Annotated in this window: 15 protein-coding genes; 5 read left to right on the top strand and 10 right to left on the bottom strand. The window is 63.5% G+C overall.

Features of this window, described 5'->3' with window-relative positions; translation table 11 throughout:
• Window positions 1-17: 17 nt before the first annotated feature.
• Window positions 18-1,073, top strand: coding sequence for a glycosyltransferase family 9 protein (locus DVU_RS09275; RefSeq protein ID WP_010939242.1), 1,056 nt, complete (start codon window positions 18-20; stop codon window positions 1,071-1,073).
• A 141-nt stretch (window positions 1,074-1,214) separates the two neighbouring features.
• On the opposite strand, the gene DVU_RS09270 is transcribed toward DVU_RS09275, so the two are convergent.
• The 3 genes from DVU_RS09270 to DVU_RS09260 are packed head-to-tail and all read right to left on the bottom strand — an operon-like array spanning window position 1,215 to window position 4,034.
• Complete coding sequence (locus DVU_RS09270) at window positions 1,215-2,048, bottom strand: tetratricopeptide repeat protein (RefSeq protein WP_010939241.1); 834 nt, start codon at window positions 2,046-2,048, stop codon at window positions 1,215-1,217.
• Window positions 2,045-2,749: a nicotinate (nicotinamide) nucleotide adenylyltransferase gene (gene nadD / locus DVU_RS09265; protein WP_010939240.1), complete on the bottom strand. Its 705-nt coding sequence runs from the start codon at window positions 2,747-2,749 to the stop codon at window positions 2,045-2,047. Before nadD ends, DVU_RS09270 begins: the two co-directional genes overlap by 4 nt.
• A 25-nt stretch (window positions 2,750-2,774) precedes the next feature.
• Complete coding sequence (locus DVU_RS09260) at window positions 2,775-4,034, bottom strand: glutamate-5-semialdehyde dehydrogenase (RefSeq protein ID WP_010939239.1); 1,260 nt, start codon at window positions 4,032-4,034, stop codon at window positions 2,775-2,777.
• Between the two features lie 360 nt (window positions 4,035-4,394).
• On the opposite strand from DVU_RS09260, the gene DVU_RS09255 reads away from it, so the two are divergent.
• Genes DVU_RS09255 through DVU_RS09240 form a run of 4 tightly spaced genes read left to right on the top strand, consistent with a single transcriptional unit; the run spans window position 4,395 to window position 9,178 of the window.
• Window positions 4,395-5,090 (top strand): tetratricopeptide repeat protein, encoded by a 696-nt coding sequence (locus DVU_RS09255; protein ID WP_010939238.1) that lies wholly within the window; start codon window positions 4,395-4,397, stop codon window positions 5,088-5,090.
• A 48-nt stretch (window positions 5,091-5,138) separates the two neighbouring features.
• Window positions 5,139-6,989: an indolepyruvate ferredoxin oxidoreductase subunit alpha gene (gene iorA / locus DVU_RS09250; RefSeq protein ID WP_010939237.1), complete on the top strand. Its 1,851-nt coding sequence runs from the start codon at window positions 5,139-5,141 to the stop codon at window positions 6,987-6,989.
• Entirely contained in the window at window positions 6,989-7,585 is a 597-nt protein-coding gene (locus tag DVU_RS09245) for an indolepyruvate oxidoreductase subunit beta (protein ID WP_010939236.1), read from the top strand. The genes iorA and DVU_RS09245 overlap by 1 nt, the downstream gene beginning before the upstream one ends.
• Window positions 7,586-7,588: 3 nt before the next feature.
• Window positions 7,589-9,178 (top strand): sigma-54-dependent Fis family transcriptional regulator, encoded by a 1,590-nt coding sequence (locus tag DVU_RS09240; protein ID WP_010939235.1) that lies wholly within the window; start codon window positions 7,589-7,591, stop codon window positions 9,176-9,178.
• Window positions 9,179-9,442: 264 nt separating this feature from the next.
• Here the strand turns inward: DVU_RS09240 and DVU_RS09235 are convergent, their stop codons facing one another.
• From DVU_RS09235 to DVU_RS09205, 7 genes are all read right to left on the bottom strand, one after another.
• Window positions 9,443-9,733, bottom strand: a complete 291-nt coding sequence (locus tag DVU_RS09235; RefSeq protein WP_010939234.1) for a hypothetical protein — start codon at window positions 9,731-9,733, stop codon at window positions 9,443-9,445.
• Window positions 9,734-9,743: 10 nt separating this feature from the next.
• The gene (locus tag DVU_RS09230) at window positions 9,744-10,367 is read right to left on the bottom strand and encodes a 2-oxoacid:acceptor oxidoreductase family protein (protein WP_010939233.1); all 624 of its coding nucleotides are present in this window, start codon (window positions 10,365-10,367) and stop codon (window positions 9,744-9,746) included.
• Entirely contained in the window at window positions 10,364-11,194 is an 831-nt protein-coding gene (locus tag DVU_RS09225) for a 2-oxoacid:ferredoxin oxidoreductase subunit beta (protein WP_010939232.1), read from the bottom strand. Before DVU_RS09225 ends, DVU_RS09230 begins: the two co-directional genes overlap by 4 nt.
• Before the next feature lie 7 nt (window positions 11,195-11,201).
• On the bottom strand, window positions 11,202-12,350 hold the full coding sequence (locus DVU_RS09220; RefSeq protein WP_010939231.1) for a 2-oxoacid:acceptor oxidoreductase subunit alpha: 1,149 nt from the start codon (window positions 12,348-12,350) through the stop codon (window positions 11,202-11,204).
• A gap of 1 nt (window position 12,351) precedes the next feature.
• Window positions 12,352-12,624: a 4Fe-4S dicluster domain-containing protein gene (locus tag DVU_RS09215; RefSeq protein WP_010939230.1), complete on the bottom strand. Its 273-nt coding sequence runs from the start codon at window positions 12,622-12,624 to the stop codon at window positions 12,352-12,354.
• 272 nt (window positions 12,625-12,896) lie between these two features.
• Window positions 12,897-13,130, bottom strand: a complete 234-nt coding sequence (locus DVU_RS09210; protein ID WP_010939229.1) for a hypothetical protein — start codon at window positions 13,128-13,130, stop codon at window positions 12,897-12,899.
• Between the two features lie 86 nt (window positions 13,131-13,216).
• Window positions 13,217-15,130, bottom strand: coding sequence for a DAK2 domain-containing protein (locus tag DVU_RS09205; RefSeq protein WP_010939228.1), 1,914 nt, complete (start codon window positions 15,128-15,130; stop codon window positions 13,217-13,219).
• Window positions 15,131-15,170: the final 40 nt, after the last annotated feature.

Genomic DNA, 15,170 nt, shown 5'->3' with positions numbered 1-15,170 from the left:
ATTGTTGTGGCATGGGCATGAACGTGACTACCGATTCATGGGTCGTGTTCCGTCTGAGCGCCCTTGGTGACGTCGTCCTCACGACCGGTGTGCTCGACTACTGGCACAGGCGGCGCGGATGGCGTTTCACCGTGGTGACGCGCAAGGCATGGGTGGGGGTGTTCGAAGGTCATCCCGCCATCGATGGTGTCGTCGGACTCGAGAATGCCGACCTTGCCCTGCCCCGGTTGCTTCGTATCTACCTTGAAAGCGCCGCCCGCCATGCGGGGAAGGGGTTGCTCGACCTGCACGGTACGCTCCGCTCTCGCCTTCTCGCCATGCTATGGCGTGGTCCGGTGAGGCGGTACCCGAAACTCCCGGTAGCCCGAAGGCTGTTCCTGCGGTCTGGCGGAAGGCTCTGCGGTGATACGCTGCGTCGCTGGAACGTCACGCAACGGTATGCGCTCGCTGTGGAATCCGAGGCCCCTGCCCGGTCGGCACTGCTGCCTCGCATCTATCTGACGGATGCCGAGGTCTCGGCAGGTGCCCGGTTCGCGTCGCAGGTACCGGGACAAGGTCCGCTTGTGGCCTTGCACCCTTACGCGACACACCCGGACAAGGCGTGGATTCCCGATAGCTGGACGAAGTTGGCCGCCGCCTTGCGTGAGAGGGGGGTGCGGTGCTGCGTCATCGGGCAGGGTACCCCTTCGTCCCTTGGGCCGGATGTGGTCGATTTCACCGGTAAAACGAGCCTGCGGGAAAGCTGCGCCCTGCTTGCGGCGGCAGACGTGCTGGTGACGGGCGATTCGGGCCCCATGCATCTTGCGGGTGCTGTGGGCACGCCGGTCGTCGCCTTGTTCGGGCCCACGACGCGGGAGTGGGGTTTCTTCCCGGAAGGCCCGCACGATGTCGTCCTCGAACCGGATATGCCCTGTCGCCCATGTTCGTTGCACGGCAGCAGGCGATGTCGCGAGACGGTGGGCTGTATGGCGCGCCTTAGCCCCGAAACAGTCGTCGCGGCGGTCATGGGCGTGCTGGGACGTGATGCTGCAGACGATGTCGCGGCGGTGGCGAAGGGGGCAGCGGGGCGTTAGCGGGCAGGTGTAATGTCCGCATGATGGGCCGCCACATATAAAAGCCTGGGTGGTAGCCGCCCAGGCTGCTTTTTGATGCGCTGGCAGTCGTGTGCCCGGTCGATACGTCCGTCTGTCGGAACAGTGTGCGCAGGGGGACGGCTATCGGCGGCTGCCCCGCCCCTCGATTTCAGCCAGCAGGGCTTTCGCCTCGGCATCCCCGGGGGCCAGCTGCAAGGCACGCTGGATGTGCGTCCACGCTTCGTCGCGCTTGCGCCATGCAAGGTACATGCGCGCCATGTTGACGAGGGTCTTGGGGTGGGTTCCGAATTGCTTGAGGGCTCTGGTGTAGGCCATCTCGGCTTTCGGGTATTCCTGCAGCCCCATGTAGGCTGCCACGACCCCGGCGTGGGCATGTCCGTCCTTGGGGAAGGCGGCGATGGCGTTTTCGAACATCTCCGCCGCCTCGAAAAGCAGACCCGCCCGCTGAAGCCGTTGCCCGATGTCGGTGAGAACCCCGGCCTCGTGACCGAATTCATCCGCTGCCCGTTTGAGAAAGCTGCGGCCCCGGGGTGCATCCCCGGCGTCGAGTTTCTCCTGCCCGCTGCGCAGAAGCGCCTCTTTGCGGTGGGCGACCTTGGCGGCATGTTGTGCGGCATGTGCCGCCACATCCTTTTCGAAGCCGGCGCGGATGCTCTCCAGTCTTTCGGCAAGTTCGGTCTCGGCACCCTTGGCATAGGTGACAAAGGGGGTGGACAGCACTCCCTGCGCTTCGAAGAAGCGACGCACAGCCTGATGCCTGTTCAACTCGGTGACGTACTCATGAATGTTCACTTCGGTCTCGAAGCGCGCCTGTCCGATGAGGCGGGTCCCCTTGAGTTCGCGCAGGGCGGTGGCCATGGCCGCCATCGAGCGTGGAAGGTCGTCGCGCCGGAGGTACGCCTTGGCGCGGGCGATGTTCTCCCGAACAGGTTTCGGGGCGGCGGATGTCATCATCTGGTGGCCTCCGGCATCGCGCTGTCGTCGCCCCCCCAGCATGCTGCGAGCGTTTCCGCATTGTCGCGCATGATGGCTTTCACGGCATCCGGTACGAGCAGCGAAATGTCTCGTCCCGCCATCCATTTGTCACGTACCAGCGACGCGCTGATGTCGAGACGTGGCAGGGGCAGGTAGATGAGCCTTGTGCCCCCCGGCAGGCTGTAGGCGATGCTTCCGGGGGCGGTGCAGGCGTCGTCGGGGCGGGCTTCTGGCCAGTACTCGCGGGTGGTGGTCATGAAGGCCCCCCGGTCGGCCCCGGCGCGAGGCACAACGACCATGTCGGCCAGCAGTGGCAACTCGCGTCCCCGGTGCCAGTGGGGCAGTGTGTGGAAGTCTTCGCCGCCCAGCACGAAGAAGAGTCGGGCCTCGGGCTCGACCTGTGCATAGGCTGCGAGGGTGTCCCATGTGTAGGACGGCCCCGGGCGCGAGCGTTCGATGGGGTTGACCTGCAACGTCGGAAACGCCCGCGTAGCCGCAGTGAGCATTTCGTAGCGCAGGTCGAAGGGCAGCAGGCTGCGGTGCGGCTTGTGCGGGGGAATGGCGCACGGCACGAGGTCGAGGCGCTGCGGGCGCAAGGTCTCTGCAATCTCCACGGCCAGACGCACATGTCCTATGTGCACGGGGTTGAAGCTGCCCCCAAGCAGACCTATATGATGCATCCTGCCACCCTTCGGCGTTATGGCGTTACTGACGTATCTGCCCGGCGCCGAAGACGACGAACTTGGTCGTAGTGAGTTCCTGTACCCCCATGGGCCCGTAGGAATGCAGCTTCGACGTGCTGATGCCTATCTCTGCGCCGAGGCCGAGTTGCCCGCCATCGTTGAAGCGTGAAGAGGCGTTGACCGCCACCATGGAGGCATCGGCCTCGCGCAGGAAGCGCATGGCGTTGCCATGATCACGGGTGCAGATGATCTCGGTGTGGTTCGAACCATAGGCCGCGATGTGCGCCAGCGCCTCATCCATGTCGTCGACGATGCGCACCAGCAGGATGAGGTCATGGAACTCCTGTCCGTTGTCCTCATCCTTCATGGGGATGGCAGAGTCTCCGAGCAACGGCAGCGATGCCGGACAGGCCCTGAACTCGACGCCGTCGTTGCCCAGACGTTCCGCGATGGCGGGAAGGAAGGCAGCAGCTTCGTCCCGGTGTACGAGCAGTCCCTCAAGGGCGTTGCACACGCCGGGCCGCTGCACCTTGGCGTTGTGGATGATCTCCACGGCCTGCGCGAGGTCGGCCCCACTATCGATGTAGGCGTGGCATACGCCCTTGTAGTGCTTGAGCACGGGCATGCGGGCCATGTCCACGACGGCGCGGATGAGCGTCTCGCCCCCGCGCGGGATGATGACGTCGATATGTTCTTCAAGTTTGCAGAGCTCGGCGATGACGGCGCGGTCGGTGGTGGATACCACTTGCACCGCCTCGGCAGGCAACCCCACGCTGGAGAGGGCCTCGGTGATGAGTGCCGCCAGTGCGAGGTTCGAATGGATGGCCTCTGAACCGCCGCGCAGGATGACGGCGTTGCCTGCCTTGAGGCACAGGATGGCCGAATCGATGGTCACATTGGGGCGTGATTCATAGATCATGGCGATGACGCCCAGCGGGATGCGCATCTTCCCGACGAGGAGACCATTGGGGCGTTGCCATTGCGTTTCGATGGCACCGACAGGGTCGGGCAGCGCGGCGACATGGCGGCAGGCGGCAGCCATTTCGGCGATGGTGGCGGGTGTGAGTCGCAGCCTGTCCATGCGGGGGGCGTCCATGCCCGCCTCAGCGGCGGCGGCAAGGTCGGCGGCGTTGGCCGCGAGAATGGCATCCTGACGCTGCTCTAGAAGTGTGGCGAGGTGGTCGAGCGCACCGGCCTTGGCGGCGGGGGACGCGGCGGCCAGCCTGCGGCCTGCTGCCCGGGCGCGGCGCCCCATGTCCTCGATCTGGCTGGCGATATTCATTGGAACCTCCGGAGTGGCGTCGTATTTTCGGTCACGGAGTATAGGCGTCTTGAGGGGCGCTTTGCAAGCGGGGCACCCCTTGGGGCATTGTGCCGTCGTGGTGTGGGCGAAGGCGTTCCGGGACGGACGGTGACAGACGGTCCAGGGAGGGCACTGTCTGCCACGTCTGTCTCGAGCGTGTGCAGACGACGCCAATCCGAACCTTCTGCATGCCTCCACCTGTGACGCTCTTCGGCTGCCGGGCGTGGGGCAGGGGGGCGGATTCCTTTTGACATTTCTGTAAGCGGTGCGTAAAACTGTCCGGTCTGCGCACACCCTAGCGCCGATGTATCATGCTAACCCTGCAAGGAGCCGATATCAATGGCTGAAACTCCCCTGCGGCCCAATCTTCAGCATACCAACCTTCCCTCGAATACACTTCTCGGGTCACTTCAGGGAGAGGTGGGAACCGAAGCCGCGCCCATGTTGCAGTTCGTCCTCGATCACGTGCGTATCATCGCCGGGGCGGTCGGCCTGTTCGTTCTTGTCGTCGTGATTGCCGGTGGATGGCGCATGTACACGCGGAACACGCTCGAATCCGCACAGACGGAACTTGGCCGTATCGTTGTCACGATGCAAGGCAAGGACCGTCTCGACGCCCTGACGGCCTTCGCCGACAACAGTCCATCATCGTTGAAGAATGCCGTGCGCCTTGAAGAGGCCGCCACCGCCATGGAACTGGGCGACTACCAGAGGGCCGCCGCCGCCTACGCCGCACTCTCGGGTGACGACGGCGGGGCCGGTGTCGTGGCAGGCATCTCGCAAGCCGGGGCGCTTGTGGCGTCCGGCAAGGCTGCCGAAGCTCTCGCCGTTCTTGAAAAGACAGAGACCGCCGCGCCTGAAGCGGCGCGCAATCTCGTGCGTATGCAACTTGCCGTGGCGGCCGAGGCTGCCGGGCAGCCCGCAAGGGCACTCGCCGCCTGTGAGGCTGTTCTGGCCTCCGGCAACACGGCCGAGTCCGACTATCTGCGGTTCAAGGTACAGGACCTGAAGGCGCGCATCGCCGCCAAGGGCTAATCATCATCAGGGACGAACGTACCTCAACGCCGTAAGGAGTAGTGAATCATGTCGCATCCGCTGCTGGCCGACACCCCCGGAGAACGCCACCTGCTTCTCGGGAACGAGGCCATCGTCCGCGGCGCGCTCGAAGCAGGCATCAATGTTGTGACCTGCTATCCGGGCACGCCTTCCTCCGAAGTGCCGGATACGTTCAGACGTATCGGCGGCGACGGTCGCTACCGACTCGAGTATTCCGTCAACGAGAAAGTCGCCCTTGAAGTGGGTGCGGGCGCGGCATTGGCCGGTGCCCTCACGCTGGTCACCATGAAGCATGTGGGCGTCAATGTGGCTGCCGACCCGCTGCTGACCATGACCTACACCGGGCTGCCCGGCGGGCTTGTCCTGCTTTCGGCCGACGACCCGGGCTGCCATTCCAGCCAGAACGAGCAGGACAACAGGACCTACGCCCGCTTCGCCGGAATGCCGTGCTTCGAGCCTGCCACCGCGCAAGAAGCGAAGGACATGGCCCGCGAGGCCCTGCTGCTTTCGCGTGAGACGCAGCAGCCTGTGCTGCTGCGCACCACCACCCGCGTCAACCACCTGCGGGGTGGCGTGACCTACGGCGCACTGCCCGAACCTGCGGCGGTAGTGCCCTTCGAGCGCAACCCCCGGCGTTTCGTCCCCGTTCCCGCCGTGGCGCGGGCGCGGCATTTCGCACAGGCCGACGTGCTCGGTCGCGTGGCCGAACTCGCCTCCGCATCGCCGTGGAACACGGTGCACGGTGAGGGGCGCATCGGCGTCATCGCCTCCGGCATCTCCCGCGCCTACCTTGCCGACGCCTTGCATGAACGCGGCCTTGAAGGCCGGGTCAAGGTTCTCGAACTTGGCTTCACATGGCCCCTGCCCGAACGCCTGCTCGTCGACTTCCTCTCCGGCTGCGACAAGGTTCTCGTGCTTGAAGAGCTCGAACCGTTGCTGGAACGCGATGTGCGGGCCCTGGTGCAGCGTCTTGGCCTTGGCGTCGATGTGACGGGCAAGGGTGGCGTGCTGACGGTCTTCGGCGAGTATTCCACCACCATCGTGGGCGATGCTCTCTCCGCCTTCCTCGGAGAGACACCTGCCGCCCCGGTGCAGTGTTCTCCCGATGCGGCGTCGATGGAACTCCCCATGCGTCCGCCGAACCTCTGCGCCGGTTGTTCGCACCGTGCCGTCTACTATGCGGTACGTAAGGTGTTCGGCGATGATGCCTACTATTCCAGTGACATCGGTTGCTACACCCTCGGGCTGCTGCCTCCCTTGAGCATGGCCGACTTCCTGTTCTGCATGGGGTCTTCCATCTCGTCGGGGTCCGGTTTCGCCGCGGCCTCGGGACGGCCTGTGGTGGCGTACATCGGCGACTCCACGTTCTTCCATTCCGGCATCACCGGACTGGCCAACGCGCTGTTCAACAAGCACGACGTGCTCGTGGTCATCCTCGACAACGGTACGACCGCCATGACGGGGCATCAGCCCAACCCCGGTGTGGATGCCGCTGTGCTCGGCGACGCCTGTCTGCATCTCGACATCGAGGCCATCGTGCGTGGTTGCGGGGTCGAACAGGTTGCCACGGTGCACCCCTACAACCTCAAGGCGACCATGGCCGCCCTTGAGGACATGAAGCAGCGCACGGGTGTGCGTGTCATCATCGCACAGGAGCCTTGCGTGCTCTACGCCCGTCGCACCCTCAAGAAGGCTGCGCGCCAGACCGCCTATGTCGCCGAACAGGGGCCGGAAGTCGAAGCGTGCCTTGCCGAACTGGCGTGCCCCGCATTCAGGCGTGACGGGCAGGACATCGCCATCGACAGCGAGCAGTGCAGCGGTTGCATGGTGTGCCTGCAAGTGTCCAGCAAGATCAAGGCCCGAAAGAGGAGCGCGTGATGAGCCGTATCCGTATCTACATGACAGGTGTGGGCGGGCAGGGCACGCTCACCGCGACGACGCTTCTGGCCCGTACCGCGCTCGATGCCGGTTGCGAGGTCGTGGCAGGCGAGATTCACGGCATGGCCCAGCGTGGCGGTGTGGTCGAATCCACCGTGCTGCTGGGGGGCTGGCAAAGCCCCAAGCTCAGCCATGGCGAAGCTGACATCGTGCTCGGCTTCGAGCCCCTTGAGACCTTGCGAGGCTTGCCGTACCTGACCGCAGGAGGGGCGGTGCTCAGCAACGCCGAGACCCTGCCTCCCGTGGGCGTTTCCATGGGGCGTGAAAGCTACCCGTGCCTCGACGGCATTCGCGAGAAGGTGACGGGCTGCTCGGGCAGGGCATGGTTCCTGCCGTGCCGCACTCTTGGCCTCAAGGCCGGTTCGGTGCAGAGCGGAAACAGCGTGTTGCTTGGCGCGCTATGTGCCACGGGGCTCTTGCCCTTCGGCGTAGACGCCCTTGAAGCCGCCATTCGGCGTCATCTTGCCCCGAAACTTGTGGACATGAACCTGAGGGCCGTTGAACTCGGCGTTCAGGCCGTAGCTGACGCGAGCTGATACATGACCCAATCGATTCAGACCGACGACAGGCGTCTGCAACCCTATCTGGGAACGCTTCAGAAGATCGTATCGGAGATGGGCCCGCAACGGCCCTTCCAGTCGACCCTGAAGTCGTTGCTGCACACCCTTGCCGAGAACCACGATTTCAAGCGTCCGCACATCGTCATCTTCGACCCTGAGACGCGGACGCTGAAGTTGAGCCTCACCGATACCCCTGCCAAGGCACAGAATGCCGAGTATGAGCCCGGTGTCGGTGTCACGGGGCAGGTGTTCGCCTCGGGCCAGCCTGTCGTCGTGCCCTGCATGAAGGAGCATCCGGCGTTCCTGAACAAGATGTTCGGCCGTTCCGAAGAGGAGCTGGCGACGTTGGCGTTCATCTGCGTTCCCGTGCTCGGCCCCAGCGACGAACCTCGCGAAGGGCGCGAAGTCATCGGCACACTGAGTGTGGATACGCCCAACACGTCGCACGCGCAGCTTGAGGCGCATTGCCGTTTCCTTGAAGTGGTGGCGGGTATGATCGCCAACCATGCCGCCTACATGCAAGAGGAAATGGCGCGCCAGAAGCACCTCATGACGCAGGGGCTCATCGTCGGGGATACGGGCGAGGGTACGTTCAACCCCGCCAATATCGTCGTGGCGTCCAAGACCATGCGGCTGGTGCTCAATCAGGCTGCGCAGGTCGGGCCCAGCAGGGCCACCGCGCTTCTGCGCGGTGAGTCGGGCACAGGCAAGGAGCTTCTGGCCGAGGCCATTCATCAGGCCAGCCCCCGTCGTGATATGCCGCTCATCAAGCTCAATTGCGCGGCCCTTCCTTCGGAACTGGTCGAGAGTGAGCTCTTCGGCTACCAGAAGGGGGCGTTCACCGGGGCGATACAGACCAAGAAGGGCCTGTTCGAACTGGCGCACAAGGGTACGCTCTTCCTTGATGAGGTTGGCGAACTCAGTCCCTCGGCGCAGGCGAAGGTGTTGCGTGCCATTCAGGAGCAGGAGATTCAGCGTCTCGGCAGCGAGCAGACCATCCTTGTCGACGTGCGCCTCATCTGCGCCACGCACCAGCCTCTGGAAGAACTGGTGGAGAAGGGGCTGTTCCGCGAAGACCTCTACTATCGCATCAACGTCTTCCCCATCTTCATACCGCCCCTGCGTGAGCGGCGTGAAGACATCCTGCCCATCGCCGAGCACTTCTTGCGCATGTACGCGGAAGAGTACTCGAAGAGCATCAAGCGCATCTCGACGCCTGCCATCGACCTGCTGACGCAGTACCACTGGCCCGGCAACATCCGGGAACTCAAGAACTGCATCGAACGGGCGGTGCTGGTGTGCGACGAACAGGTCATCCGCACCTATCATATGCCACCTTCGTTGCAGACAGCCGAAAGCACGGCCACAGACACCAATCTCTCATTCTGCGAGGCTGTGGCCAAGTTCGAGCAAGAGCTTCTGGTGGATGCGCTCAAGAAGGCCCGCGGCAACATGTTGCAGGCGGCACGCGACTTGCGCGTCAGCTACCGTATCGTGAACTACAAGGTGAAGAAGTACGGTCTCGATGCCAAGAAGTTCGCCGTGGCGAAGGCGCGCGGCATGAAATAGCACTGCATGAAGGTGCTAGCTGCTTCGTCTGTCTGCCCTTGTGAAAATGCAACGGCCCGTCGCTCATGCGGCGGGCCGTTTCCATATGGTGTCGGCAGCCGTCTGCCCCGTCTGGAGGGCCTGATAGATGAACAGGCGGTGTTCTCTCGCCTTGGTCGAAGGACTTTGGGGGCTCCTGCCACCTGCAGACGCCGAGAGCACTCCGGTGTACGCTGAAACGGCCCGTCGCTTGTGCGACGGGCCGTTCTGCGTGCCGGGTGGCGATTACGCCTGTTCCTGCAACCACCCTTGGAGGGTGTCTACGATCTTCTGTGCCTGGTCGGCACTGGAGATGTTGAACTTGGATTGCGCCCGGTACTCGCCGTTCATCTTCTTGTAGCGCTTGACGACGTATTTGTCCGGGCCGTAATCGGCAAGCTTCTCTTCCCACTGCTTGTAGCGGAAGAGGATGGTCGTCCATGCGCCTTTGGAAAGGACGGCCTTGTCCAGCTGTTTGACGACGAGTTTGCCGTCCTCTTCGTAGTCGACGGTGAGTTCGTCGATGGTCGTGCTCATTGTCTCTCCGCTATTCGTGGTCGGTTTCCACTTCGGCAGAGCCGTTGACCTCTGCGGCGGCCCACAGACCGTGCGCATCGCCGAAGTGTTTCTTCGCCTGCTTGAGTCCCAGCGTGAACGCCTTGACGTTCACGTCGACGATCTTCGCAGGCATGTTCGCCTCAAGCCCCTTGCGCATGAGCTTCACGTCGGCGAAATCCAGAAGATGGCTCACCGCGCCCATCACCAGCGTGTTGATGGTGAGCGGGTTGCCTATCTGGTCGCGTGCCATCTGCGTGAAGGGAAGGCCGAGAAAGACGTTGGTGGGGGTATGCTTCACCAGCGTCGTGTCGACAACCAGCAGACCTGTGCGCTTGAGATAGGGGTAGTAGCCGTTGCAGGCTTCCTGACTGAGTGCGACGAGAAGGTCAAGCTGTTCCGTCTTGGGGTAGCTTATGGGCTGTGAACTGACAACGAGGTCGGCACGGCTCGAGCCGCCGCGCGCTTCGGGTCCGTAGCTCTGGGTCTGCGTCACATAGTAGCCGTGCCCAAGTGCGAGCGCGCTGCCGAGAAGGCGCCCCAGCGTGATGAGCCCCTGCCCGCCGAAACCGGAAAGCCTTATCTCGAAGCGTTTGATCTCTTGCGGCTTCTTCATCGCCCTGTCCCCATGAGTTTGCGTTGCATGTCGGCGTAGCGTTCTTCGAGTCCGGGCGTTTGCCTGTCGCGGAAGACGCCGATGGGGATGCGACCGTCTTCGGGCTTCTCGCCCTCTTTGAGCGTCTCGATCTTCACCGTGTTCTTCTTGAGCCATTTGTACATGTCCACGGCGGAGCGGAACTTGTTCTTGCGACCGTACTGCGTGGGGCAGGGGCTGAACACTTCGACCATGGAGAAGCCGGGATGCATGATGGCGGAGGTGATGAGCTTGTCCAGCATGAGCGCATGGAACGACGTGCCACGGGCAACATAGTTGGCACCTGCGGCCTTCGCCATCTCCACGAAGTCGAAGGAGTCTTCGAGTGCACCGTAAGGGGTGGTCATGGAGATGTCGCCTTGCGGGGTGGCGGAAGAACACTGTCCGCCCGTCATGCCGTAGATGTGGTTGTTCAGCACCAGTGCCGTCACGCCGATGTTACGCCGTGCGGCATGGATGAGATGGTTGCCGCCGATGGACATCGCATCGCCGTCGCCCATGACGCAGATGACCTTGAGGCGCGGATTGGCCATCTTGATGCCGGTGGCGAAGGTCAGTGCCCTGCCGTGCGTGGTGTGCACGGTGTTGAAGTCGACGTAGACGGCAAGTCTGCCGGAACAGCCGATGCCCGCCACGACGACCACGTCGTCCTTGGGCAGGCCGAGGGCATGCACGCTACGGATGAGTGAACCGAGAACGATGCCATGCCCGCACCCGGCGCAGAAGACATGGGGGAACTTCTTGTTGTGGCGCAGATACTCGTGGATGAGTTGTGTTACGTCCGACATGCCGCACCTACAGGAGCATTTTGAGGATTTCGGAAGGCGTGATGATCTGTCCGTCGACCCTGTTGATGGTGCGGACGCGCGCATGACCGTTGTTGACGCGTTTCACTTCACGCGACATCTGCCCCATGTTCATCTCCGGCACGACGAGGATGGAGCACCGGCGGGCCAGCGTCTCGACGGCGGGGCGCGGGAAGGGGAAGAGCGTCTTCAGTGTGAGGAGACCGGCTTTCGCGCCGCGTTCCCGCGCCTGTTCGACGGCGAGATGGGCAGAACGGGCCACGCTGCCGTAGGCGATGACGGCCACTTCGGCATCTTCGAGGGCAAAGCTGTCGGTGAGCTGTATGTCGCCGTAGAACTGGTCGATCTTGCGGAAGAGGCGCAGCATCATGTCCTTCACTTCATCGGGGCGCTGCGTGGGATAGCCCATCACGTCGTGGGTCAGTCCGGTGACATGCATCCTGTAGCCGGAACCGATGGCGGGCATGGCGGGCACGCCACGCACCGTATCGGCGTAGGGCTTGAACCACTCCGGGGGCACTGTAGGCTCGACCCGGGAAATGATCTCGAGTTCTTCGGCATGGGGGACGATGATCTTCTCGCGGGTGTGCGCCGTGACCTCGTCGATGAGCAGGATGACAGGGGTGCGGTACTTCTCTGCGTAGTTGAAGGCCGTCACCGTCATCTCAAGGCATTCCTGCACGTTGGATGCCGAAAGGACGATGATGGGGTGGTCGCCGTGCGTACCCCACCGTGCCATCTGCACGTCGCCCTGTGCAGGGCAGGTGGGCAGGCCCGTGCTGGGGCCGCCGCGCATGACGTTGACGATGACCAGCGGTGCCTCGACCATGCACGCATAGCCGATGTGCTCCTGCATGAGCGAGAAGCCCGGCCCGGATGTGGCCGTCATGGCCTTGCGGCCAGCAAGAGAGGCTCCGATGGCGGCACCCATACTGGCGATTTCGTCCTCCATCTGGATGAACACGCCATCTTCCATGCGGGGCAGGCGGGCGGCCATCACTTCCATGATTTCAGTGGAGGGGGTGATGGGATACCCGGCATAGAACGTACACCCGGCCAGCAGGGCGCCTTCGGCCACAGCCTCGTTTCCGAGGGCGAACAACTCGCGTCTTTTGCGTCGTTTCAGTTGCAGGGCCATATCAGTACTCGTCGGAGTTGGGGTTGGGTTCGGCCTTGCCATGTGAAGGGCAGGACTGTCCGCTGGCCTTGGGCTTGATGGCTATGGCGAAATCGGGACAGTGCAATTCGCAGAAGCCGCAGTTGATGCATTCTTCGGGGTGCGCCACCTCCGCCTTGCCAAGGGGGTTGAGTTCGAGAACCTTGCCCGGGCAGAAGGCCACGCAGAGACCGCAGCCCTTGCACCAGTCCGGGTACACGCAGACGAGGGTCTGCCCTTTGCTGATTTTGGCCATGTGTGTTTCCGGCATCGCTGAAGATTGTGCGGCCTTGCCGCAAGGGGAGCCCCTCGTGACACGGCACGGAGGGGGAGTACGCATTGCGCCACCATTAAACCCAAGCGTCGCGGACGGCAAGCCCAAAAGAGTGCGCTATGCTGCGCGGTTGCACAAACAAGAGCCGTCGTGCTGGCAGGCAACGGGCCAAAGAAAAGGGCCGGATACGATCCGGCCCTGACGATGGCTCGTAACATTCAGGCTCCACGCGAACACGGTGCATCCGGAGGACATCAGACGGGCAGGTTGGTGAATAGCCCTCGCAGGATTTCAGGCACCGCCCTCGGACGCACTACAGTCTGTACCCTGTTGGGGTACTGTTCTGCCACACGCAATGAGAGCAGGTAGAGGCTGATGATCTCGTCTGCGACCGTGAGCCCACCGCCGGAACTGAGTTCCCTGCCGATGAGCTCGGTCAGCATGGCTCGCCCGCTGAACGTGGATATGTCCGAATAGATGTAGGCCATGAAGCCTCCCTTGATGCAGTGTCGCACCACAGCATCAAAGTAACGGCAGTCGGTTCTGCTGGCAAGCCTTCACAGCATGTTTCGCATCATGCGGTCGCAGAATGTTGTGCGCTCGGGCTCTCGGTGGCGTCTGGGGTGATGTCTGTGGCACCGCCCGTGGTGGTGTTCGCGTCCTCTGTCGAGGGCCGGTCGCCGAGCATGGCGACGGCACATGCGCCGGGGCCGCTGTGTGTGCCCAGCACCGCCGACGCGGGCATGATATAGTCGGGGGCGACACCGAAGGTGGTCTTGAGCACCTCGGCGTAGCGAAGGGCGGTCTGCGGGGCACCGACATGCGCGATGGCGAAGCGCAGGTTGGTCATACCCTCCGCATCACGGCGCAGCAGGTCTATCAGGCGCGCTTCGGACCGGCGAACGCCGATGGCTTTGGCCACCACGTCGACCTTGCCCTCGTTGCGCACGGCAAACTCGACCACGGGCTTGATGTTCAGAAGCTTCGCCACCATGCCGGTGCCGCGACTCATGCGCCCGCCGCGCACGGCGAAGTCGAGCGTGTCCATGGAGACGAAGACACGCAGGTTGTCGGCATCCTGCTGGGCGAGGCGGAGTATCTCGTCGGCAGCCATGCCCTCACGGGCGCGCCTGGCGGCTTCAAGGACGACGAGACCCAGACCGCATGACAGGGTGCGCGTGTCGAGCACATGGACATGCCCGTCGAAGGTACGTCCCACGGCCGTGGCCGACTGGCATGTGCCGCTGTACATGGCCATGACGTGCAACGAGACGATGTCGCGGTGTCGCGCCAACTGTCCCCGGTATGCGGTGGCGAAGTCGGCAGGGGCGGGCTGCGAGGTGCGCGCCGACCGCGACGTGGGCAGTCGGCGGTTGAATTCCTCGGCGGTGATGTCGACCTTGTCGGCGTACTCCTCGTCATCGAGGAAGAGGCGCAGCGGCACGGTGGCGATACCGTATTCATCGAGAAGGTCGCGGGGCAGGTCGCAGGTGGAGTCAGTGACGATGCCCACCGGCTGTGTGGTGAGTCCCAGCAGGTCGCGGTGCTGGCGTAGCATGTCCTCGACCTTGCGGTGGCGCACCTCCCCGTATTCGGCGGCGATGCCGAAGACGGTATCCGGTTCGTCGGTGTGGATGTGGACGCGGACAAGGGACGCCGTGCCTGCCACCACGAGGCTGTCCCCCATGGGTTCGAGGCGTACCCTCAGGGTCTCGCGGTCGATGTCGTCGCCCGACAGCAGGCATTCGGTGCAGTAACCGTAAGTGAGTTCCTCCACGGAGACCCTCTCCTGGGCGAGTCCGGCTTCCGTATCTTCGGCGTCGTCTCCTTCCTTGCGCGCTGTGATGGTGCCGCGTTCCGTGAATTCGAGGATGCCTTCAAGAAGATAGACGAAACCCTGTCCGCCCGCGTCGACCACGTCGGCGGCGCGCAGCGAAGCAAGCTTCTCGCGGGTCTCTGCCAGCGACGTACGCGCCCTTTCTATGGAGTCGCGCAGCAACTGGTGGAAATCGTCGTAGCTGTGCCGGTTGTCATGAAGGTGCGCAGCCCAGTCGTGGATGACCGAGAGGATGGTGCCCTCTTTGGGATTGGCGATGGATTCGCGCGCCCGCGTCGCCGCCAGTGAAGCCGCTTTGGCGAAGTCCTGCGGAGAGATGCGGCTGAGGCCCTTCACCCCTTCGGAGAACCCGCACAGGAATTGCGCGAGGATGACCCCGGAATTGCCGCGCGCACCCATGAGTGCCGATTCGGCTACGACCTTGCTCATGCGCCCGATGGACTGTTCGATGGCGTCACCCGTGGAGGATACGATGCTGCGCATCGTTCCTGCCATATTGCTTCCGGTGTCGCCGTCGGGTACGGGAAAGACGTTGATGGCATTGAGATGGTCGTGTCGTTCGATGAGACGCGTGGCTGCCGCCTGGACGACACGCTTGAAGCGGATGCCGTCGAGGTAGCGGATTCTGGCGGGAGTCTGGGACAAAGGCATGAACCTCCGATGATATGCGGCCCCTGCTATAAGGCACGCA

The sequence above is a fragment of the Nitratidesulfovibrio vulgaris str. Hildenborough genome (assembly GCF_000195755.1).
Lineage (GTDB): Bacteria > Desulfobacterota > Desulfovibrionia > Desulfovibrionales > Desulfovibrionaceae > Nitratidesulfovibrio > Nitratidesulfovibrio vulgaris.
This window is presented reverse-complemented; position numbering and strand designations above follow the sequence as displayed.